The sequence below is a fragment of the Streptomyces sp. NPDC057302 genome (assembly GCF_042667685.1).
Classification (GTDB): Bacteria; Actinomycetota; Actinomycetes; order Streptomycetales; family Streptomycetaceae; genus Streptomyces.
The window spans coordinates 1-20,864 of record NZ_JBHUZJ010000089.1 but is presented as its reverse complement, the minus strand read 5'-3'; the positions used below and the strand labels follow the sequence as shown (position 1 = coordinate 20,864).

The following is a 20,864-nucleotide window of genomic DNA, read 5'->3' as shown; positions in this document are numbered from 1 at the left end:
CCTAGACTCGGCCACATGAGCAGCGCGCCTTTCTCCGAGCAGTCTTCCGACGACCTGGCGCTGGACCAGATCGGCCCGGCGCTGTCCCGTCTGCGGCGACGCGCACCGGCATCGAGCAAGGACCTCTCCCGTAACCTCGTCCTCAATGTGATCGCCGATGCGCAGGGTGAGACGACCGTCGGTGGCCTCGCTGCCGAGATGGGCGTCGCCCAGCCGGTGGCCAGCCGGACCGTCGCCGCCTGTATAGAGGAAGGGCTGCTGCGCCGGACGGCGTCCCAGTCCGACGGACGCCGCACGGTGCTCGAACTCACCGAGCACGGCGAGGCCGAACGCAACCGCTTCGCCACTGAACAGCGCAAAGCGTTCCAGGAGATCACCGCGGCCTGGTCGCCGGAGGAGCGGATCCAATTCGCACGCCTCTTGGCTCGATACGGAGCCGACGCCACCGCCTGGTCCAGGAATCAGAACGCAAGCCGCGACTGAACGAGCAGCACCCAGTCACCGAATCATGGCCAGGAGCCCGGACATCGATCGTGCCGAGGGACGATCTACCGGTCCGACGCTCGCCCGCGAACAGGGTGAGAGCCTTGAGAAGCGATCACACCAGCCCTTCGACCTGCGAATTCAAGGTGGCGGCAACTCACTGCACTGCCCCTGCTCCCCACGCACGCGGATATGGGCCCTCCCCGAGAACGACGACCTGATCGCTCGCGCGTTGCTCCCCGCGTGCGCGGGGATGGACCCGAGCCGCAGGGCGGCACCGAGTCAGGCCGGCTCTGTTCTCAAGACGACTGCGTGGGCTTTGCGCTGGTTCAGATAATGATCGCCGACTGCCTCGGCATCACCGGTGCTCGCTGGGGACCCACCGGCGCCGAAGCCGCCCTCCAACTCCGCGCACTGATCACCAGGGACTTCGGGGACTGCTGGACCTTCCACACAGCCTGCGAACACCAACGCCTTCATCCCGGCCCCGACCAGCACAAGTACTGCCTCACTGCTTGATCCTGACCGTCACTCCACAGGATCCGCACCCAACGCACTTGGTGGAGGAAGGCCTGTGCGAGCACTTCAAGAGTCGCTGTTCGTTGCAGGCCCGGGTCTGAGCGAGGCGGAAGCAGTCGGTGCCGGTCTCGATGATGTTGCCGCCAGAGCCGAGGACGGCCCTGGGCCCTGTGGGCCAGGCCCAGGTCTTCAGCGCCGCGGCCACGTCGCGTACGCCGAAGCGGCTCTCGACCAGTCTCCCCGCCCCCGCCCCCGCCCCGACGGGGGCTGTCCCACAGATACAGACCCGCAGGCCCGCCCCGCCGGCGAAGTTGCGCTGCCGCAGAACCCTCAGCCTCCGTCCGTGCTGTTCGTCCAGCCGTGCCCGTTCGCGCACTTGAACGTGTGGTTGGACAGCAGTTGGAAGGGGCCGCGGTCCTCCCGGGCGTGCGTGCCCTCCCTGGAGACTCATAGGTTGTTTCAGCTATTTTGCTCCGCAGCATGCGCCTCAGAGTTGTACCGGTGACGCGCACTTCACGAATCTGCATGTGCTGGCGAGTGGCGTAGCGGCGCGAACCCGGACCTCCGGGACCTCCGGGACCTCCGGGAGTGAGACACCCTGCGGGATGAGACAGGCAACCCGTTCTGACAACCGCGGGTGTCAAGAAGCTCGTTCCGGTCGCCGCCGGGGCTCCAGCCTCGCTCAAGGATCCCCGGAGCGAGGCTGTGCAGTCTGTGCGGGGCTGGGGCGTTGTCGGTCCATCGCATCGGTGTCGTGGAGCGGGGCGGGGCGGGGCGAAGCAGCAGGTGGCTTCCGAATTTCGGGGTGGCCGGGCGTGAGCTGGTGGGCCTTCGGGGGCGTGCGGGCCTCGCCGTCTCGGCTACTTCTGAGGGGACGTGCATGAAACCGGTCGAACGCCGTCTGGTGCGGGAACTGCCGGTGCTGCGGCGGCACTTGACGCACTCCGCGGCGATGGCTTTTCTCGCCGCGGGGCTCGTCGTGGCTCAGGCGATCCTGCTGGCGACCGTGCTGGCGGACGGCTTCGCCGGGGATCCGGTCGCCTTCGGGCTGCTTCTCGCGCTGGGCGCCGTCGTGGCCGGGCGCGCCCTGCTGGCCTGGGCACGCGGTGTGCTGGCGCACCGTGCCGCGGCCGATGCCAAGCAGGAGCTGCGCGAGCGGCTCACGGAGCGGCTCAGCCGTACCGCACCGCTGCGCCTGGCCGCGCGCAGCCATGGCGCGACGGTCACCCTGCTGCTGCGCGGACTCGATGCCCTTGACCCCTACGTCGTCAGCTCCCTGCCCGCGATGACGGCCGCCGCCGTGGTGCCCCTCACGGTCCTTGGCTGGCTGTTCGCGACGGACTGGCCATCGGCGCTGATCATCGTCGTGACCCTGCCGCTGATCCCCGTATTCGGTGCGCTGGTGGGCCTGCACACGGCCCGGCGCACCGCCCGGCAGTGGCGCCTGCTCGCCCGGCTCGGCGGTCATTTCCTGGACGTCGTGGCCGGGCTGCCGACGCTGCGCGCGTTCGGCCGCGAGGAGCACCAGGCCCAGCGGATCGGCGAGATGGCCCAGGCCCACCGGCGGGCCACCATGCGCACCCTGCGCCTGGCGTTCCTGTCCTCGCTCGTCCTGGAGACGGTCGCCACGCTCTCCGTGGCGCTGGTGGCCGTGCCCCTTGGCCTGCGGCTGCTGCACGGCACGGTGGACCTGCGCACCGCCCTGATCGTGCTGTTCCTGGCCCCCGAGGCCTACCTGCCGCTGCGGGCGATGGGCGCCGCCTTCCACGAGAGCGCGGAGGGCATCACGGTGGCCGAGCAGGTCTTCGCGACCCTCGACGAACCCGAGCACGAGCAGGGACGCGAGCCCGTGCACGAGCAGGGGCGCGAGGCCGGCGCCCGGCACACGGCCTACCGCCGTGTCCCGGTGCCCGACGTCTGTACCGCCCCCGTGCGCCTGCACGACGTCACCGTCCGCTTTCCGGGCCGCGACGCCCCCGCCCTGGACCGCGTATCGCTGCGGGTGTCCCCCGGTGAGCACCTCGCCCTGGTCGGCCCCAGCGGTGCGGGCAAGTCCACGCTGCTGGCCCTGCTCCTGGGCTTCGTGACGCCCTCGGCGGGCCGCATCACGGTCGGCGGCGCCGATCTGGCGTGCCTGGATCCCGACGAGTGGCGCACCCGCCTGGCGTGGGTGCCCCAGCGTCCGCACCTGTTCGCGGCGTCCGTCGCGGACAACATCCGCCTTGGGCGCCCCGACGCGAGCGAGGATGAGGTGCGCCAGGCGGCCCGGGACGCGTACGCCGAGCACTTCATCAAGGAGCTTCCCCGGGGCTTGGACACGCCGCTCGGCGAGCACGGCGCGGGCCTGTCGGCCGGTCAGCGCCAGCGCATCGCGCTCGCCCGCGCCTTCCTCAAGGACTCCCCCGTGCTGCTGCTCGACGAGCCCACCGCGCACCTGGACCGCGAGAGCGAGGCCGCCGTCACCCGCGCCACCGCGCGCCTGATGCGCGGCCGTACCGCGATCGTGGTGGCCCACCGCACGAGTCTGCTGCCCTACGCCGACCGGATCGTCACGGTGCGGGCCGGTCGCCTCGATGCTCCCCAACTGGTGCCCGTGGAAGGGCCGGTGTCCTGAAATGGCCCTGCACGTGGCGGCCCCACACCGCACAGACTCCCGTCCGGCGGCCGCCTCCCCCGGCCGGCCGTCGGGCGGGCCCCGCCCGACCCTGCGCCTGGCGCGCCATCTCCTGCCGTACTGGCGCAGGCTGCTGCCCGCCGCCCTGGCCGCGGCCGGCAGTGAGCTGGCCGGGGCCGCGCTGATGGCCACCGCGGCATGGCTGATCACGCGGGCCGCGCAGCATCCGCCGATCGCGTCGGTGAGCCTGGCGATCGTGGCCGTGCGCGCCCTGGCGCTGGGGCGCGGAGCCCTGCGCTACAGCGACCGGCTCCTTGGCCACGACGGTGTCCTGCGGGCCGTGGCGGGCTTCCGCGGCCGGGTGTACGAGGCTTTGGTGCCGCTGGCTCCCGCGGGCACGCCCGCCTTTCGCAGCGGCGACCTGCTGACCCGCCTCGTCGACGACGTCGATGCCGCCCAGGACCTGCTGCTGCGGATCGTGCTGCCGGTCACGGCCATCGGCGCGGTCTGTGCCGCCGCCACCACGACGGCCACGGTGCTGCTGCCCCAGGCCGGCATCCTGCTCGCGCTGCATCTGGCCGTGGCCGCCCTGCTCGTGCCCGCCGTGGTGCTGGTCGTGGCCCGCCGCACCGGGCGGGCACAGGCGGCGGCACGGGCCGAACTCGCCGCGGACGTGGTGGACCTGACGCAGGGTGCGGCGGACCTGGCCGCGTACGGCGCCCAGGGCCGCGCCGCCGGACGCGCCCGGCGCAGCGCCGGCCGGATCGCCCGCCTGGAGCGGCGCCGGGCCAAGACCACCTCGCTGGCCTCCGCCGTGCTCCTTGTCCTCCAGGGCAGCGCCCTGCTCGCCGTCACCTGGAGCGCGCTGCGCGCCCACGCGGACGGGCGTCTTGCCGTGGTGCACCTCACGGTTCTCGCGGTCCTGGTCCTGGTCTGCTTCGAGGCCCTGGAGCCGCTGCCCGCCGCCGCGTTCCGCCTGGCCGAGGTGCGCGCCCGCGCGAGCCGTCTCGCCGGCCTCTTCGACACCCCCGCCCCGGTCACCGAGCCGGACGTCCCCGCCGTACTGAGTGTGCAGGGGCCGCTGGGTGTGCACATCGAGGACCTGACGGTACGTCACTACCCGGAAGGGCCACCGGCCCTGGACCGGCTGAGCCTGCACCTGCCGCCCGGACAGCGCACCGTGCTGCTCGGTGCCAGCGGCTCGGGCAAGTCGACGCTGATCGCGGCGCTCATGCGGTTCGTGTCCTACCAGGCCGGGAGCATCCGCCTGGCCGGACACGAACTGCGCGACTGCGCGGGAGGCGACGTGCGGCGCGCGATCACCGGCATGACCCAGGACGCCCACATCTTCCACGCCACGATCCGGGCCAACCTGCTCCTGGCCCGGCCGCAGGCCACCGACGCCGAGCTGTACGACGCGGCCCGCCGGGCCCGGATCCTGGACTGGGTCCAGTCGCTGCCCGACGGCTTCGGCACGCTCATCGGCCCCGACGGCGCCGAGGCCTCGGGCGGCCAGCGCAGCCGCCTGCTGCTGGCCCGCGCGCTGCTCGCCGATCCGCCGGTCCTCGTCCTGGACGAGCCCACCGAGGGGCTGGACCCCGACACGGCGGCGGCCGTGCTCGCCGACATCCTGAGCGCCACGGGCGGCCGCACCACCCTCCTGGTCACCCACCAGCGCGAGGGCCTGGCCGGCGCCGACCAGATCCTCACGCTGGAGCGGGGCCGGATCCGCCGCTGAGCGGTCGTCTGCAGCTCCGGGCCGCCGCCTCGATCGTCCGGGCCAGATCACGTACGCCGCCCTGGCCCGCGCCGTGACAGCCGTCCGCGCAGCTCGGGCCGAGCACCACCAGCGGGGGCTTCACGCCGCCCGCCGCGATCTGCCGGGCGATCTCGTACGCGATGGCTCCCGCGCCCGAGAAACCGCCCAGCACCAGCGGATCGCCCGCGTCGAGCAGCGCGCGCAGCACCCTGGCGTACTGCTCGGCGTTGTCCGCCGTGGGCCGGATCGAGGCCAGCGCCTGCGGTCCGCCGTACAGCCCGGCGAGCCCGCTGTGGCACCCGCCCGGCGCGCCGGGCGGGGTGATCAGGCAGACCGTGCCCGCGCCCGGCGCCAGGGCCGCGCGGAGCGGGACCAGAGGGCCCGGCGCGTCGCCCAACTGCTCGGGCAGGCCGTGCAGCCGGGGCACGTCCATGTCGTCCAGGGTGGTCAGGACCTCGGCCACGGTGGTCTGCTCGCCCGCCGTGTGCGGGAGCTGGCGCAGCAGGCGGGCGCTCTGTGCGAGCATCGCCGCCGCCTTGTCGTCCTCGATGCGGGCCCGGTCGTGCACCGAGGTGAGCACCAGGGCGCCGTCGCCGGCGTGGTGGGCCAGGACGCCGATGGGGAACGCGCCCTGCCCGGCCAGCGGACAGGGCTCCTCGACGTGCACGCCCTGCGCGGCGAGCGCGGGAGCCAGGCCCTTCACGTGGCGCAGCCGGTGCTCGAACACCAGCAGGGTCTGGGCGGGTTCGGTGCCCGCCGCCGTGCCCAGCCACTGGTGGATCTGGCCGGCCGAGACCCACTCGTAGGACGTCATGTCCAGCGTACGGTCGCGCAGGGAGCGCAGCAGCCGTGGCACGGTGGACGCCGGGTCGACCTCGACGACCATCGGCAGCGCGTGGGCGAAGGGGCCCGGGATGCGTGCGCTGCCCTCCAGAGGGATGCCGCGCCCGGACACGCTCACGCCGAAGCCGACCGGGGCGGGATCGGGCGGGGCGGCGGACGCCCGGTAGAGCAGCATCGCCCACACCGCCTGCAGGGCGCTGCTCTCGGTGGTGCCCCAGCGGGCCGCCCACTCGACGAGCCCGGCCGTCTCTTGGCAGGTCAGCCGGGCGCGGCTGCGGCCCGTGCCGGCCCTTCCCGTCGCCTCGCCGGGCCGTGCGCGCGGCAGTGCGGCCGGGGGGCGGCGCGGGCCCGCCGACCACAAGTGCCGGGCGGCCGACGGGTCCTGGCCGCCCAGCCAGCTCGTGTAGTCCCTCAGGTCGGGGCGGCGCTCGCCGCCAAAGAGCGCGCCTCCCGCGAGGTAGGCGCGGTAGAACTCCTGGAGCAGGACGCGCACGCTCCAGTTGTCGAGCAGCGCCCGGTGGTAGGTGAGCACCACATCGGTGGGCGGGGGGCAGCCGGTGTCCTGGGGCTCGCCGGCCAGGAGGTCGCAGCGCAGCAGTGCGGGGCGGCGCAGGTCGAAGCCGCGGTCGCGTGCGTGGTCCATGAGCCGGGTGAGTTCGGTGTGGTGGGCGTCGTCGGCTCCCGTGGGCACGGATCCGCAGGGGTGGCGTACGACCTGGGGGGCCGAGCGGTCGAAGAGCACGGCCCGGGGGTGCGGGTCCCAGACGAAGGCGGTGCGCAGCACCGTCTCGTGGTCGAAGACCGATTGCCAGGCGGCGGTGAACCGGCGGGTGTCCAGGGGGCCGTGCCAGCGCCAGGACAACTGCTCGATGTGGCGGGCCGGGTGGGTCACGGCGTCGGCGAGCAGTTCGCGCTGGAGCGGGGTCAGTGCGGTGGGGCGCGTCGGTGGCCCGTGGGCCGGTGCGGCATCGGCGCTGTGCCGGGGCGCTGCGGCCGGATCGTCCCGCACGGGATCCGAAGCCGGATCCGAACCCGGGGGCGGGGGCGTGCCGGTGAGCAGGTCGGCGAGGAACCCTGCCGGGTAGGGGGCCGACGTGCCGGCCCGCCGGGGAATCCTGAGGGTGTGGTGGGCGGCATCGACGGCTCGCAGCACGGGCCGCTCACGGCGCGGCCCGGGGCATCGGGCGGCGATGCGGTCCAGTGCGGCCTCAAGGGCGGTGGTCTCCAGCGGCCCGAAGAGTTCCAGTGCGGGGCTCTGCGGGTCGAGGATCACCGTCAGGGATGTGGCCGGGGGGTGCTCGGTCGTCATCGGCTCTCCCCTCCTGTGCGAGCGTGGGAACCCGGGTATGGAGGGTGGGCCCTCACCTCGCGTTCCTGTCGTCGCCGTCGTGTTGCACGCTACTGGCGCCGGGCGGGGGGTGCCGGTTTCCTCAAGTCGCCCTGGACGGCTTCGCGAACAGCTCTCCGTCCAGGTCAGCGCCGGTCGAGGCCGGTGGGCAAGGAGTTCGCTCGGGCAGTTCGAAGCAGTGGGTGGCCGCCGCCCGGGCGGCGGCGGCGAGGGAGGCCGCCGGGCCGGGCTCCTGGCACAGGACTTGTGAAGCCCCGGCGTACACACCGGGGTTGAGGTACGTGTCGCCGTAGTCCGGGAGACGGTTGCAGATCACGGACTGGGGGCCGAGCCGGTGTGCGAGGGCGGCCGTGCGGGCGTGGGTGACCAGGCTGCGGTGGGTGAGCGCCACGCCCTGGGGCAGGCCGGTGCTGCCCGCGTGAAACCGCACGCAGGTCACCGCGTCGAGGTCGCTGCCGGCCACCACGGGATCGTGCGCCGTGCCCTCCAGGGCGGACGGCAGCGTGATCGTCCCCGCGGGGGCGGCCCGGCGGCCGGCGCCGGTGACGACGACGGTGTGCAGCCGCGGCAGCCGCCCGCGCACCGCGCTCAGCAGTGCGGCGGTGGCGGCGGGAACGAATGCGATCTCGATCCCGGCGGCCGTGAAGATGTGGTGCAGGGGTGCTTTCCCCAGCCGCGGGCCGATGGCGGCGAAGGTGTGCCCGCTGCGGCTCGCACCGTAGTAGGCGGCGGCGAAGTCCGCGCTGGGGGCGCCGACGACCCCCACAACAGAGTCTGCGCTGCGGGCCGTTCGCCGAATGTAGTGGGCGACGCGGTCGGTCTGCTGGTCCAGTTCCGCGAAGGTGCAGGTGCCCGACTCGGTGGTGAGGGCGGCACCATCGGGATCTCGGACGGCTGCCCAGCGCGGCAGGCCGTCGAGCGGGATCTGTGGGTACGCGGTCCTGTGCACCGTGGGGGCCTCCTGTCGCCGGGCGGTACGGTCCGTGGGGCCTCACCGTCAGCGGCCGCGCTGGAGGAATTTTCGAAGACCGCTCGAAGCCGGCCAGCTCACGCCCGGAGGCTGCCGGGCCGGCGCGTGCTGAGCGACCGACCGCTCAGAGCATCCGCACGGCCGACTCCGCGTGCTTCTTGGCCAGGTCCAGGACGCGGGCGCCGGCGCCTTCGATGCGCTGGCGCACCTGGTGGCGGGCCATCGCCGTGCCGGCGCCCTCTCCCAGCACCCGTCCGATGGATTCCGGGCACAGTACGACGTCCTGGTGGGCGCTGAGGGTCACTCCCCTCTCGTCGGGGACGAGCGACCACTCCCCCGTGTGGGCGCCCAGCAGCCCCGAGGCCGTCAGCTGCTTGTGGACGATGAGTTGGGCGTGCGGGAAGCAGAGCCGCAGTGACCGCGTGGTCTGCACGGAGCCGTCGGGTTCCCTGGTGTCCATGGTCACGGCCTGCACCCCCGGCCCGTCCTCCACCACATCGGCGCGGATCACGCCGGGCACCCGGCCCGGCCAGTCCTGGACGCGGTAGAGGAAGTCGTAGACCGGCTCGGCCGGGCCCTCGATGCGCACCGAGTCGTCGAAGGACAGCGCCAGCTCGTCCAGCCGGGGCCAGAGTTCGGCGGTCCTGCGCAGACTCGTGAGCACGGCGGCCGGATCGCCGGCCGAGGTGGTGAAGTTGTACCGCAGCGTCAGCCGTGAGCGCTGCGCGGTCAGCGCCACGACGCTCCAGATGCCGCTCAGAGGCTGCCCGGGAGCCGTCGGCTGCTCCTGGCGGAACTCCACCTGGAGCAGCTCGGGCGTGAGCGTGCGCAGCGAAGTCCAGGAATCCACCCGCCCCCCGGCGGTGGACCACACCCGCGTGCGCTCACGCCTGCCGTCGAATTCCAGCTGCTCGACGTGGACGGCGGCCCCGAGATGGAGGGGCCAGTGTGGGGAGTCGGTGAGCAGCGCGTAGACCACGCCCGCCGGGGCCCCGATGGTCACCTCGTGCGCCGTGCTGTGCACCCTCTCGACACTCATCGGCCTCGGCACCCTTCTCTCCGTGCGGCTCTGGTGCGCTGAGGAACACCGGTCGGGCGGCGATGCTCCTCTTCAATCTGCCCTGGCCCACTTGAGAACCGCTTGAGACGGCCCGGTGGCCGATGCCTCCCGGCAGATGGTCGCGCTCGAGGGATACTCGAGCGGGAGTAGCAACACTTGCGCTATGTGGATCATCGCCGGACTCACCGGGACGTTAGCCATCGTTTTCCTCCCGGCCTTCCTCGGCCGTCGTCTCCTTGGCATCAAGGCCGGGCCGCTGCGGCTCGTGGTGGCAGGCGTCGTCGGGATCTCCGTCTCGGGAACCCTGCTCGGTCCGCAGCTGCAGAATTCCGATCGCCGGCACGTCCTGCTGTCGCTGATGATCGGGATAGGGCTGCTGACGGCCATGATCACGCTTGTCGCGCTGCGGGCGCTGCTGCCTGCGGGGAGCGGGCCGTGGGACCTGGTACGCGGGGTCAGGGGGCGGATCGCCCGGGGGCGCCGCTATACGCACATCGCCCGGATCGCCGGGCGGCACGGTCTGGGACCGTACCTGCGCGGGCGCAGGGACGTCGAGAACGCGGGGGCGCCCCACCAGCTGCTGGCGCAGGAGTTGCGCCAGGCCCTGCAGGCCGGCGGGGTCACCTTCGTCAAGCTGGGCCAGCTGATGTCGACCCGGCGGGATCTGCTGCCGGAGCCGTACGTGGAGGAGCTGAGCCGGCTGCAGGACCAGGTCGCGCCCGCGCCCTGGCCGCAGGTCGAGGAGACGTTGATCGCCGGGCTGGGGGCGCCTCCGGGGCAGGTCTTCGCGGAGTTCGACCGGCTGCCGCTCGCGGCGGCCTCCATCGCGCAGGTGCACGCCGCCGTCCTCCACGACGGGACGCGGGTCGTCGTCAAAGTCCAGCGGCCCGGCATCCAGGAGCTCGTCGAGCGGGACCTGGACATCGTGAACAGGCTGGCGGTTACGCTGCAGAGCCGTACCCACTGGGGCCGCAGCCTGGGCCTGACCGAACTGGCCCGCGGGTTCGCGGCCGCGCTGTGCGAGGAGCTCGACTTCCGCATCGAGGCGCGGAACATGACGGCGGTGCGGATGGCGGCGAAGGCGCGCGGCGACTGGAGCGTGAGCGTGCCGCAGGTGTACGAACAGCTGAGCACCGCACGGGTGCTGGTGATGAGCCGTATCGACGGCGTTCCCCTGGGCCGGGCGGCGGCCGGCACCGTGGAGCTCGGGGAGAAGCTGGCCCATACGCTGCTCACGGCGCTGCTCAACCAGATCATGCAGGACGGGGTGTTCCACGCGGACCCCCACCCCGGGAACATCATGGTGCTGCCCGACGGCACCCCCGCGCTGCTGGACTTCGGTTCGGTGGGCCGCATCGACACGGGGCTGCGGGCCTCCATGGCCGGGTTGTTCCTGGCGGTCGACCGGGGGGATCCCACCGCGCTGTGCGATGCGCTGCTGGAGGTGACCAACCGGCCCGAGCAGGTCGACGAGCAGCGGCTGCGGCGGGCCCTTGGCCACTTCAGCGCCCGCCATCTCGTCCATGGCGGTGCCCAGGACGCGGTGATGTTCACGGAACTGTTCCGGCTGATGACGGACTTCAGGCTGGCCGTTCCGCCGGAGATCGCGGCCGTGTTCCGGGCGCTGGCCACCATGGAGGGCACCTTGACCCGCCTGTCGGAGGGCTTCGACATCGTGGAGGCGTCCCGTGCGTACGCCGCCACGCAGTTCGCCCGGCAGCTGAGCCCCGGGACGGCCGGCGAGACGGCGCGCGACGAACTGGTCGCGCTGCTGCCGGTGCTGCGCCGGCTGCCGCGGCGTCTGGACCGCATCAGCGGGGCGCTGGAGGAGGGCCGGCTGGGCGTGAACGTGCGGCTGCTCGCCGATCCGCGGGACCGGAGCGTGATAGGCGAGCTGCTCAGCCGGGTGCTGCTGGCGTTCCTCGCGGTCTTCTTCGGCATCGCCGGGGTGCTGCTGCTCCTGGGCTCCAAGGGCGGCCCCGAGGTCGCCGCCGGTCTGGGCCTGTACGCCCTGATCGGCTATCACCTGCTGCTGCTCTGCGGGGTTCTGGTGCTGCGCACGCTCTACACGCTGGCCCGGCCGCTGGCCTGAGGCCGGCCCGCGGGCTGGGCCCGCGTGCGAGTGATCCTCGATCCGGTGCCACGAGAATCGGCCGCTGGTCTGACGACAGGAAGGGACCGCATCCGATGAGCCAGGCAGGGCATATCGACGTGCATCACCACTTCATCCCCGACTTCTACCGCGACATCGCCGAGCGGGCAGGTCATGTGCTCTCCGGCGGCGCGCCGATACCGCCGTGGACGCCCGGGGAGAGCCTGGCGATGCTCGACGGCGCCGGGATCGAGCGCGCGCTGCTCTCGATCGCCCCGCCGGGGGTGTACTTCGGGGACCCGGTGGCGGCGGCCGAACTGGCCACCCGGTGCAACGACCACCTGGCCGGGCTGGTCAAGGAACACCCCGGGCGCTTCGGCGGGTTCGGGGTGCTGCCCCTGCCCGACGTCGACGCCGCTCTCGCCGAGATCGGCCGGATCTTCGACGTGCACCGCCTGGACGGTGTGGGGCTGTACACCAATGTGGCCGGCCGCTACCTCGGCGACCCCGCGTTCGAGCCGGTGTTCGCCGAGCTGAACCGGCGCCGGGCGGTCGCCTATCTGCATCCGGCCGAGCCGCCGGTCGATCCCGCCCCCGGGCTGGGGCTGCCGGGCTGGTACGGCGAGTTCGTGTTCGACACGACCAGGGCGCTGTCGCAGATGATCGTGCAGGGCACGCTCGGCCGCCATCGCGATGTGTCGCTGATCGTGGCCCATGCGGGCGGCACCGCGCCGGCCATCGTCCAGCGGATCGAGAACGTGCGCCGTACGACGCCGGGCGCCGCGCAGGAGACCTCCCTGGACTTCCTGAAGCGGATCTACTTCGACACGGCCAGCTGCGGTGCGGGACACGGGCTGCGGCTGGTCCGCGACCTGGTGGGCGCCGAGCGCATCCTGGTCGGCTCCGACTACCCCTTCGTGCCGCCGCACTCGGTGGGGGCGCTGACCAAGAACCTCGCCGATCCGCGTTTCCTGGGCGTGGGGCCCGCCACCCTGCGGGAGAACACGGTCCGTCTCTTCCCCCACCTGGGCTGACACGACGTCAGAAGCGGGCGGGGGAAGGGGCGCGGGCCTTCGGGGCGCGGTGGTGCGGGAGGCGGGTCAGACGCCCAGGCGCCGGGTGAGCGGCCGCCGGGCAAGGAGCAGGCCCGCGCCGACGGCGAGCACGATCAGGCCGAGCGTGAGGAAGTAGCCGGGGCCCGGGACGTCGTCGCCGGAGATTTTCAGTGCGTTGCCGCCCAGGCCCCCGCCCAGTGCGCCGGACAGCCAGAACAGGGACACCATCTGGCTGACGAACGTCGCGGGGGCGATGGCCGTGGTGGCGCTCATGCCGACCGGCGCGAAGGACACCTCGCCCGCCGCGAGCAGCAGGTAGGCCACGATCAGCCAGAGCGGGGAGACCCGTTCGCCGCCGGAGGCGGACAGGGCCGCGAGGGACATCACCAGGTAGGCGGTGCCGGTGCAGGACATGCCGATGGCGTACTTCACGGCGGTGGGGACGCGGGATCCGGCGTGCGTCCACAGCCAGGCGAAGAACGGGGCGGTGATCAGGACGAAGAGCGGGATCGCGGCGTGGAACCAGCTGGCGGGGATGGTGGCGCCCCACACCTCGCGGTCGGTGGACTCCTTGGCGAACAGGGTGAACACGGAGCCGCCCTGCAGGAACATCGCCCAGAAGAGGGCCGAGGCCGCGAAGAGCCAGATGTAGGTCTTGACCCGGGTCCGCTCGTCGGCGCTCAGCAGCGGGTTGCGCAGGAGACGGGTGAAGCAGTAGACGGGCAGGACGACGCACAACAGGCCGATGAGCGCCATGACATGGCCGATGCGGAACGAGCCCAGGGCCGCGTCCGTGCCGTAGACGAGCACCAGGAGCGCGCCGCCGGTAAGGGAGGCGCGCCGCACCCGGTCGCGCTGCAGGGGGGTGGCGGCCCGCTCGGGTGTCCGGCCGACGTCGCCGAAGTGGCGCGAGCCGCGTACGTACTGCAGCAGGCCCGCGGCCATGCCGGCCGCCGCGAGGCCAAAGCCCAGGTGCCAGTTGACGCGTTCGCCGACCACGCCCACCACGATGGGTGCCAGCAGTGCGCTGACCTGGACGCTCATGTAGAAGATGGAGAAGCCCGCGTCTCTGCCCGCGCGGTCGTCGGGGCGGTAGAACGCGCTGAGGAGGCTGGCCATGTTGGGCTTGAGGAGCCCGGTGCCCGCCGCGATCAGCAGCAGGCCGGGGTAGAAGAAGCCGGGGTGGGGCACGGCGAGGCAGAGGTGGCCCAGCCCGATGGTCACCCCGCCGTGCAGCACCGCCCGGTAGGAGCCCAGGATGCGGTCGCCCAGCCAGCCGCCGGGCACGGAGGTGATGAACACCGAGGCCATGTAGAGGCCGAAGAGGAGGGTGGCGTCGGCCTTGCTCATGCCCAGGCCGCCGCCGGACTTGTCCTGCGTGGCGTACAGGACGAGGATCGCCGTCATCCCGTAGAAGCTGAACCGCTCCCACACGTCGGTGCCGAACAGGGTGTTGAACCAGCGCGGCCGTCCCAGCAGCCCGGTCTCTGCGGACTGCTGGGCGGCCTGGGGCCGGGCCGGGGCGATCGTCATGGTTCCTCCGTACGTCTCCGGGGCAGGGAGCGAGGTTCGTACGGGTGGACCGAGAACGGCTCAAGAGCGCCTCAAGAGCGCCTGGGGGATCAGAAGTACACCGGGGAGCGTTCGTGCGTGCGGGTGCGAAACGCCCACCACTGCATGGCCTGGAAGGCGAGCAGTACCGGCAGCACCAGCAGCATCACGGGGCCGACCAGGCTGAGGGTGTCGGGGTGTGCGGCGGCCTCGGCGAGCGAGAGGTTCTCGCCGTCGTAGGTGCTCACCACCGTCTGCGGGAAGCGGCCCAGGCCGATCGCCAGGACGGGAAGGCAGGCGGCGAGGCCGCTGAACAGGGGTGCGCCCGCGCTGTTGGACGCCACGAGCCGGGCCGCCAGCAGGGCTGCGGCGATCGCGGCCACGGCGATCAGCACGGCGGGCAGCGCGTTGGGCACTCCGTCCCGGGTGCGGGCGTCGAAGGCGGCAGCGAAGAGGGTGAGCAGTCCCAGCCCCGCCGCGGCGGTGCCCAGCCAGGAGGTCAGCCCCGCGGCCCGTCCGGCGACCGGGCCCGTGGTCCTGCGGGCCAGGAACACCGCGCCGTGCAGCGCCAGGACGGCGACGGCGGTCAGTGCGGACATCACCGGTACGGGGCGCAGCAACAGGTCCAGGGAAGGGCTCAGGTGCCCGTCCTTGACGGGCAGCGCGCCAAGTACCGCGCCGCCCAGGGCGCCCCACATGAGGGCCAGTGCCACGCAGGCGGCCTGGACCACGGTGTCCCAGCGCCGGCGCCAGCCGGGGGATGGCACGCGGCGGCGGAACTGGATCGCGGCGTGCCGCAGCAGCAGGGCGGCGACGGCCACGACGATCAGTGGGGCCATGCCGCTGACGACGGTGGATTCCAGGCCGGGGAATCCGCCCAGGGTGATGCCCGCGGCGGCCACCAGCCAGACCTCGTTGCCCAGGAAGAACGGCCCGGTGGCCGCGTCGACGGTGTGGCGGTCGGCGTCGGTGCGGGCGACGAGGCGGCCCACGATCCCGCTGCCGATGGTGATGCCGTCCAGGAGGAGATAGCCCGTCACCAGCAGTGCCAGCAGGGCGTACCAGATGTTGTCCCACATGGTGTGCGCCTTTCAGTAGGTCAACGTGGTGACGTCTGCGGGCTTTTCGGCCGGGTCCGGGGCTCGTCCCAGTTGTGCCTCGTCCGGTCCCCGCCGGGCGAATCGCAGCAGCAGGGCCCAGTCGATGAGCGTGAGGGCCGCGACGAGTACGCCGAAGACCAGGAGTGAGGCGAGCGCGCCGCCGGCGCTCAGTCCGGGGGTGATCGCTTCCTCGGTCTTGAGCACTCCGTAGATGGCCCAGGGCTGGCGCCCGGACTCGCGGAAGATCCATCCGGCGGTGCTGGCGAGGTAGGGCAGGACCACGGAGGCGCTGAGCAGCCACAGCAGGATGCGGCGGCGGATGAGGTTGCGTTTGATCAGGAACAGCAGGGCGATGAGGGTGATGCCCATCATCACGCCCCAGCTGGAGATCATGAAGCTCTCCGCGGACTTGACGTAGTCGGGGCCGTAGTAGTTGTCGGGCCCGAACTTCTCGGTGAATTCCTTGGCCTGGGCCACCGCGGCCTTGTCCCCCGGGCCGAATTTGGTGGGGGCCTGGTCGCCCACGACCTGGAAGAGGCTGGCGCCCATCACGCCGGTGATCATGGCCATGGCCGCGGCGACGGGCAGGGCCAGTTTCATCGACGACCAGAAGAACTCCGTGTGTGCGGTGCGCCGTCGCAGGTGCCAGGCGCTGACCGCGACGATGAAGAAGGCTCCGGTGGCCAGCGCGCCGGTCAGGACGTGTGCCATGGCGGAGCTCGCGTTGGAGTTCTGGAAGAGGGTGGCGGCGTTGACCGGCACCATTTCGCCGTCGACGGTCCGCGTGCCCGCGGGGTATTGGAGGAATCCGTTGGCGGCCATGACGAAGAAGACCGAGGCGTAGGCGGTGAGGGCCACCAGCCAGATCAGTACGGTGTGCGCGGTGCGGCCCAGCCGGTCCCAGCCGAAGATCCACAGGCCGAGCAGCGTGGACTCGGCGAAGAAGGCCACCAGGGTCTCCACCGCCAGGGGTGCGCCGAAGACGTTGCCCGCGGCGTGGGTCAGTCCGCTCCAGTTCAGCCCGAACTGGAACTCCATCACGATGCCGGTGCCGATGCCCAGGGCGTAGTTGATGAGATAGAGCTGCCCCCAGAACCTGGTCTGGGCGCGGTGCTTCTCCTTGCCGGTGATCGCCCAGCGCGTCTGCATGACGACGAGGAAGGTGACCAGGCCAAGGGTGAGTGAGACGAACAGGTAGTGCGCGATGGCGGTGAGGGCGAATTGGAGCCGTGCGAGGGTGAGCACGTCGTCCACGAGGGTCTCTCCTTGTGCAGCCGAGCGTATGGAAGGGCCGGTGCGACGGCCGCGGGACGGAGCCCGGGCGCCGTCAGGGGCGCCCGGACTCCCGTTTCGGGGTCAGTGCTTTTCGAGGTTGAGCTTCGGCAGCATCCGGTCCAGGCCTGCCGGGATCCACCAGGCCTTGCGCCCCATCAGCTGCAGCGCGGCGGGGACGATCATCAGGCGGATGATGACGGCGTCGACGAAGACGGCGACGGCCATGCCGAAGCCGAACTGCTGCAGCATGCGGTCGCCGTTGAGCATGAAGGCCCCGAAGACCGCGACCATGATGGCGCCGGCGGCGATGATGACTCCGCCGGTGTGCGCCAGTCCTTCGCGGATGGCGGTGGCGTGCTCGTTCGTGCGGTCCCACTCCTCGCGGATCCGGGTGACCAGGAAGATCTCGTAGTCCATGGACAGGCCGAAGACGATCGCGAAGACCATGATCGGCAAGAAGGCCTCGATCGGCCCGGACTCGATGCCGAACATGCCCTTTTGGAAGACGAGTGTCATCGCGCCGAGTGCGGCTCCGATGCTCAGCAGGTTCAGCAGCGCGGCCTTGAGCGGAACGAGCACCGAGCGGAACACCATGACCAGCAGGATCAGCGAGAGTCCCACCACGATCGCGATGAACAGCGGCATCCGCTTGGCGACGGTGTCGGAGTAGTCCACGACGGCCGAGGTCGATCCGCCGACCAGGTACTGGGCGCCGGTCTGTTCGCCGAGCTCGGGAAGGACGTCGTCGCGCAGCACGTGCACCAGGTCCGAGGTCTCGGCGTCCTGCGGGGCGGAGTCGGGGAACGCGATCACGGTGAACGCGCCCTTGTCCTGGGCGGGGATGGGGCCGGTGGCGGCCGCGATGCCCTTGGTGTCGTTGAGCTTGGCGGTCAGGGCCCGGGCCGCCGTGTCCTTGCCTTCGGCCACCACGACCAGCGGGCCGTTGAAGCCGGGGCCAAAGCCCTCGGCCAGCAGGTCGTAGGCGCTGCGGCTGGTGGACTTCGCCGGGTCGTTGCCCGCGTCGGCGAAGCCCAGCCGCATGTCGAGGGCGGGGGCGGCAAGGGCGCCGAGCGCGGCGACGGCCAGCACCAGGACGGCCAGCGGCCGGCGCTGGACGAATCCGGCCCAGCGGCGCCAGCCGGTGCCCGGGGCGGGCTTGCCCTGGTCGATGCGCTTGTGGGCCTTGGCCGTGAACTGGCGGGCGAAGCGCTTGCCGAAGATCGCAAGGAGGGAGGGCAGCAGGGTGAGCGAGGCCAGCATGGTGACCAGCACGGTGAGCGCGAGCGCCACGGCGGTGCCCTGCAGGGAACCGAGCCCCAGGGCCACCAGGCCCAGCAGGGCGACGATGACCGTGCACCCCGCGAAGAAGACGGTGCGTCCGGCCAGGTCGAGCGCGCGCCGCGAGGCATCCTCCGGCGAGGCCCCCTTGACCAGTTCGGCCCGGTAGCGGGCGAAGATCAGCAGTGCGTAGTCGATGCCGACACCCAGGCCCACCAGGATCATGATGTAGGGGGTGTAGCTGGCGATGGTGAAGGTGTGCGAGAGGACGATGATGGCGCCCAGGGTGCTGCCGACCGCGAACAGCGCGGTGATGACCGGCAGTCCGGCGGCGATGACCGTGCCGAACATGATGGCGAGGATCACCAGGGCGGCGAGCATGCCGGCGCCCTCCGCCGCGCCGCTCTCCTGCTCGGCCAGCTTCCTGGCCGCGTCGCCGCCGAGTTCGACCTTCAGACCGTCCGACTGCGCCGTGCGGGCGGTGTCCAGGATGCGCTGGGTGTCGGCCTTGTCCATGTCCTCGGCCTTGCCGTCCAGGACGACCGTGGCGTAACCGATCGTGCCGTCCTTGGAGACGGCGGAGCGGTCCTGGTAGAGGCTGCGCACCTGGGCGACCTTGGGCAGGTCGGCCACCTCGGCCAGCATGCCGCCCACCCGCTGCTTCACGGCCGCCGCGGTGAGGCCGTCCTTGTCGTGCAGCACGATGTCCACGGAGTCGCCCGCGTCGGCGGACCCGTGTTCCTTCATGACGTCCAGCGCCTGCTGGCTGTCGGTGCCCGGCAGGGAGAAGTCGTCACGGTAGCGGTCACCGGCTGCCGACGCGCCCGCCCAGACACCGACGAGGATCACCAGCCACAGCACCAGCGCCGTCCACCGGTGGCGCTGGGCGAAGCCGGCGGTGCGCTCAAGGACGCTTGTGCGAGGTGGCGGCGGCGCCGGGCTGTTCTCCTGCGTGCGGGCGGGCGTATAGGTCACCGTGCGCTCCTTGTCTGGGTCACTCACCCAGGGATCCACAGCGTTCTCGAGCGCCGCCTGAGGCGTGCTCGAGCGCGAGCAGAGCTGACCGGGTGTCAGTTCGTAGGGGTGGGGGGCGAGGACAGGTGCAGCACGCGCAGCACCCGGGTCCCGCTCTTGGGCTCGGGGGCGTCCTGTCCCGCGTGCAGCAGGGTGCGCCGGGTGACCGTCATGGTCACCGGGTCGAGCTCAGTGATGTGCGAGTGGACCGCCGGGTCCCGCAGGGCGGCGCGGTGGCGTTCCTGCTCGGCTTCGGCCACCGCGCGCAGATCCGTCACGGGCCCGATCTCCTCGCACTGGGCCACCAGATGTGCGACGGGTCCCCTGCCGATGCCGGCCTGGATCACCGCGCCCGTCCGCACGGGCACCGGGCCGAACGCGGAGCACAGTCCGGCGTACTCGGCTCCGGTGAGGAAGGAGGCGAACTCGGCGGTGTCGGCCCACACGTAGAACGGCGCGTAGCTGTTGTGTCCGGCACCGTTTTCGGCCTCGGTGACGCAGAAGGCCTTCAGCAGCAGTCCTGCCCTGGTGTCCCAGGGCGCGGCCTTGGCCGCCACCCGGTCGCGGATCCGGGCCATGTCGTAGTCGGCGGGAAGGGGGATGGCGTAATGGGCGGACAGCATGGTCCCGGTCACCTCGTTCGCTGGGAACGGCAGAGGAACTGCCGGTCGCCGAGGGTGCCGTTTCCTGCTTGAGTCCCGGTCGGGCGGTGCAGGGGTGCGGCGGCTACTTGGCCTGAAGCCGCCGGGTCTCGGTGTGGAAGATCTCGTTGCTCCGCTCGGTGATCTCCAGGAGCAGTGCGAGCTGCTCCTGGCTGAGCCCGGACAGGAGCTCGCCGAACGCCGCCCGGTAGTCGGTCAGCAGGACGTCGACCTGTGCGGCGAAGGCCTCGGGCACGGCCTCGACGATGACGCGCCTGCGGTCCGCCGGGTCGGGCCTGCGCCGGACGAATCCGGCCTTCTGGAGCCGGTCGATCACCGTGGTGATGGCGCCGCCGCGGCTGAGGCCGACCTGTTCGGCCAGGTGTCCGGGGGTGGTGGGCCCTTCCAGGTCCAGCAGGCTCAGACAGTTGAAGTCGGTGGCGTTGAGCCCCACGGCCTGGGCCACCGCCGACTGGAACAGGACGGTCCTGGCGGCCTGGACCCGCAGCGCCGTCGCCAGTGCCGCCAGCCCGGATCCGGAGGTGTCCGCACTGTCCGCCGCACCGTCAAGACGCATGTCGCAGCTGCCCTTCCTGTCAGGTGACCGAAACCAGCAGCGTACTGCCCCGCCCAGGCCGCTCCGCCGTCCGGCCTCAGGCGGCCCGCCGCGTTCTGTCGACACGCATCCTGACGGCCCTGGCGCCCACCGCGAACAGCGGCCCACTGGTGGGGAACGGCTTGATGCGGCCGTTGTGGAAGGTCTCGACGAGCCAGCGGCCGTCCCTCCTGACCAGCGTGAGCGTCTGCCGCGAGAGCCGCTTGGGCACGACCGCGGGCTGCCAGGGGTAGAGCGCGGCCCCGGTGGCGACCACCACCACGACGTCCTCGCGCAGCACGTGCACGCTCTCGATCTCGTGGGTGATCAGCCTCGTCCCGTACAGCATGGTGCGGAACATCAGGCTGTGCAGGTCCGCGATCTCCTGGCGGCCCCTGAGCAGCGTCCCGTTGAACTGGACGTAGGTGGCGCCGGGGGCGAAGAGCGCCCCGTAGCCCTCGCCGTCCGCGTCGTCCCAGCGGTCGCTGAGCTCCTGCATCAGGGTGCGGACGTCGAGTTCTGCCGGGGTGATGGTGGTGGCGCACATGAGGGTCCCTTCTCGGGCGAATTCTCTCTATCTTCGCGCTTCTCTAATTTAGAGAGACTTTTTCCGCCCGTCAAGCCCGCAACGCCAAAGCGCCCCGGGCGGCCGTTTCACCGGCCGCCC

Annotated in this window: 15 protein-coding genes and 1 pseudogene; 6 read left to right on the top strand and 10 right to left on the bottom strand. The window is 72.1% G+C overall.

Annotated elements, in window-relative coordinates; genetic code table 11:
- Nucleotides 1-15: 15 nt before the first annotated feature.
- From ACFUPX_RS37905 to cydC, 4 genes and pseudogenes are all read left to right on the top strand, one after another.
- Complete coding sequence (locus ACFUPX_RS37905) at nt 16-483, top strand: MarR family winged helix-turn-helix transcriptional regulator (protein ID WP_383333130.1); 468 nt, start codon at nt 16-18, stop codon at nt 481-483.
- Between the two features lie 336 nt (nt 484-819).
- Nucleotides 820-1,002: pseudogene (locus tag ACFUPX_RS37900) on the top strand (ISKra4 family transposase); the annotation flags it as partial.
- 880 nt (nt 1,003-1,882) lie between these two features.
- Nucleotides 1,883-3,616 carry a thiol reductant ABC exporter subunit CydD gene (gene cydD, locus ACFUPX_RS37895; RefSeq protein WP_383333128.1) on the top strand — a complete coding sequence of 578 codons (1,734 nt, stop codon included), beginning with the start codon at nt 1,883-1,885 and terminating at the stop codon, nt 3,614-3,616.
- 1 nt (nt 3,617) lies between these two features.
- Nucleotides 3,618-5,354: a thiol reductant ABC exporter subunit CydC gene (gene cydC / locus ACFUPX_RS37890; RefSeq protein WP_383333126.1), complete on the top strand. Its 1,737-nt coding sequence runs from the start codon at nt 3,618-3,620 to the stop codon at nt 5,352-5,354.
- Here cydC and ACFUPX_RS37885 read toward each other — a convergent pair.
- The 3 genes from ACFUPX_RS37885 to ACFUPX_RS37875 form a co-directional block, all read right to left on the bottom strand.
- Nucleotides 5,323-7,527, bottom strand: coding sequence for a condensation domain-containing protein (locus ACFUPX_RS37885; RefSeq protein WP_383333124.1), 2,205 nt, complete (start codon nt 7,525-7,527; stop codon nt 5,323-5,325). The genes cydC and ACFUPX_RS37885 overlap by 32 nt on opposite strands.
- 121 nt (nt 7,528-7,648) lie before the next feature.
- Entirely contained in the window at nt 7,649-8,515 is an 867-nt protein-coding gene (locus ACFUPX_RS37880; protein ID WP_383333122.1) for an AMP-binding protein, read from the bottom strand.
- A gap of 145 nt (nt 8,516-8,660) precedes the next feature.
- Nucleotides 8,661-9,575 carry an aromatase/cyclase gene (locus tag ACFUPX_RS37875; protein WP_383333120.1) on the bottom strand — a complete coding sequence of 305 codons (915 nt, stop codon included), beginning with the start codon at nt 9,573-9,575 and terminating at the stop codon, nt 8,661-8,663.
- 184 nt (nt 9,576-9,759) lie between these two features.
- Here ACFUPX_RS37875 and ACFUPX_RS37870 point away from each other — a divergent pair, with 184 nt between their 5' ends.
- Entirely contained in the window at nt 9,760-11,688 is a 1,929-nt protein-coding gene (locus ACFUPX_RS37870; protein WP_383333118.1) for an ABC1 kinase family protein, read from the top strand.
- Nucleotides 11,689-11,783: 95 nt separating this feature from the next.
- Nucleotides 11,784-12,722 carry an amidohydrolase family protein gene (locus ACFUPX_RS37865; RefSeq protein WP_383333116.1) on the top strand — a complete coding sequence of 313 codons (939 nt, stop codon included), beginning with the start codon at nt 11,784-11,786 and terminating at the stop codon, nt 12,720-12,722.
- A 66-nt stretch (nt 12,723-12,788) separates the two neighbouring features.
- Here the strand turns inward: ACFUPX_RS37865 and ACFUPX_RS37860 are convergent, their stop codons facing one another.
- From ACFUPX_RS37860 to ACFUPX_RS37830, 7 genes are all read right to left on the bottom strand, one after another.
- Complete coding sequence (locus ACFUPX_RS37860; protein ID WP_383333115.1) at nt 12,789-14,276, bottom strand: peptide MFS transporter; 1,488 nt, start codon at nt 14,274-14,276, stop codon at nt 12,789-12,791.
- Between the two features lie 89 nt (nt 14,277-14,365).
- Nucleotides 14,366-15,373, bottom strand: a complete 1,008-nt coding sequence (locus tag ACFUPX_RS37855) for a cytochrome d ubiquinol oxidase subunit II (RefSeq protein ID WP_383333113.1) — start codon at nt 15,371-15,373, stop codon at nt 14,366-14,368.
- A gap of 12 nt (nt 15,374-15,385) precedes the next feature.
- Nucleotides 15,386-16,648, bottom strand: a complete 1,263-nt coding sequence (locus tag ACFUPX_RS37850; RefSeq protein ID WP_383333111.1) for a cytochrome ubiquinol oxidase subunit I — start codon at nt 16,646-16,648, stop codon at nt 15,386-15,388.
- 102 nt (nt 16,649-16,750) lie between these two features.
- Complete coding sequence (locus tag ACFUPX_RS37845; protein ID WP_383333109.1) at nt 16,751-18,949, bottom strand: MMPL family transporter; 2,199 nt, start codon at nt 18,947-18,949, stop codon at nt 16,751-16,753.
- A gap of 68 nt (nt 18,950-19,017) precedes the next feature.
- The gene (locus ACFUPX_RS37840; protein ID WP_383333107.1) at nt 19,018-19,584 is read right to left on the bottom strand and encodes a DUF4865 family protein; all 567 of its coding nucleotides are present in this window, start codon (nt 19,582-19,584) and stop codon (nt 19,018-19,020) included.
- A 103-nt stretch (nt 19,585-19,687) separates the two neighbouring features.
- A complete protein-coding gene (locus ACFUPX_RS37835; protein ID WP_383333105.1) occupies nt 19,688-20,179 on the bottom strand; it encodes a MarR family winged helix-turn-helix transcriptional regulator in 492 nt (163 codons plus the stop codon).
- A 76-nt stretch (nt 20,180-20,255) separates the two neighbouring features.
- Nucleotides 20,256-20,744, bottom strand: coding sequence for an SgcJ/EcaC family oxidoreductase (locus tag ACFUPX_RS37830; RefSeq protein WP_383333103.1), 489 nt, complete (start codon nt 20,742-20,744; stop codon nt 20,256-20,258).
- Nucleotides 20,745-20,864 lie beyond the last annotated feature (120 nt).

Coding starts and splice junctions, on each gene's coding strand:
- ACFUPX_RS37830 (WP_383333103.1), bottom strand. CDS start 20,744: ATGTGCGCCACCACCATCACCCCGGCAGAACTCGACGTCCGCACCCTG.
- ACFUPX_RS37855 (WP_383333113.1), bottom strand. CDS start 15,373: ATGTGGGACAACATCTGGTACGCCCTGCTGGCACTGCTGGTGACGGGC.
- ACFUPX_RS37870 (WP_383333118.1), top strand. CDS start 9,760: ATGTGGATCATCGCCGGACTCACCGGGACGTTAGCCATCGTTTTCCTC.
- ACFUPX_RS37840 (WP_383333107.1), bottom strand. CDS start 19,584: ATGCTGTCCGCCCATTACGCCATCCCCCTTCCCGCCGACTACGACATG.
- ACFUPX_RS37860 (WP_383333115.1), bottom strand. CDS start 14,276: ATGACGATCGCCCCGGCCCGGCCCCAGGCCGCCCAGCAGTCCGCAGAG.
- ACFUPX_RS37835 (WP_383333105.1), bottom strand. CDS start 20,179: ATGCGTCTTGACGGTGCGGCGGACAGTGCGGACACCTCCGGATCCGGG.
- ACFUPX_RS37885 (WP_383333124.1), bottom strand. CDS start 7,527: ATGACGACCGAGCACCCCCCGGCCACATCCCTGACGGTGATCCTCGAC.
- cydC (WP_383333126.1), top strand. CDS start 3,618: ATGGCCCTGCACGTGGCGGCCCCACACCGCACAGACTCCCGTCCGGCG.
- ACFUPX_RS37875 (WP_383333120.1), bottom strand. CDS start 9,575: ATGAGTGTCGAGAGGGTGCACAGCACGGCGCACGAGGTGACCATCGGG.
- cydD (WP_383333128.1), top strand. CDS start 1,883: ATGAAACCGGTCGAACGCCGTCTGGTGCGGGAACTGCCGGTGCTGCGG.
- ACFUPX_RS37905 (WP_383333130.1), top strand. CDS start 16: ATGAGCAGCGCGCCTTTCTCCGAGCAGTCTTCCGACGACCTGGCGCTG.
- ACFUPX_RS37865 (WP_383333116.1), top strand. CDS start 11,784: ATGAGCCAGGCAGGGCATATCGACGTGCATCACCACTTCATCCCCGAC.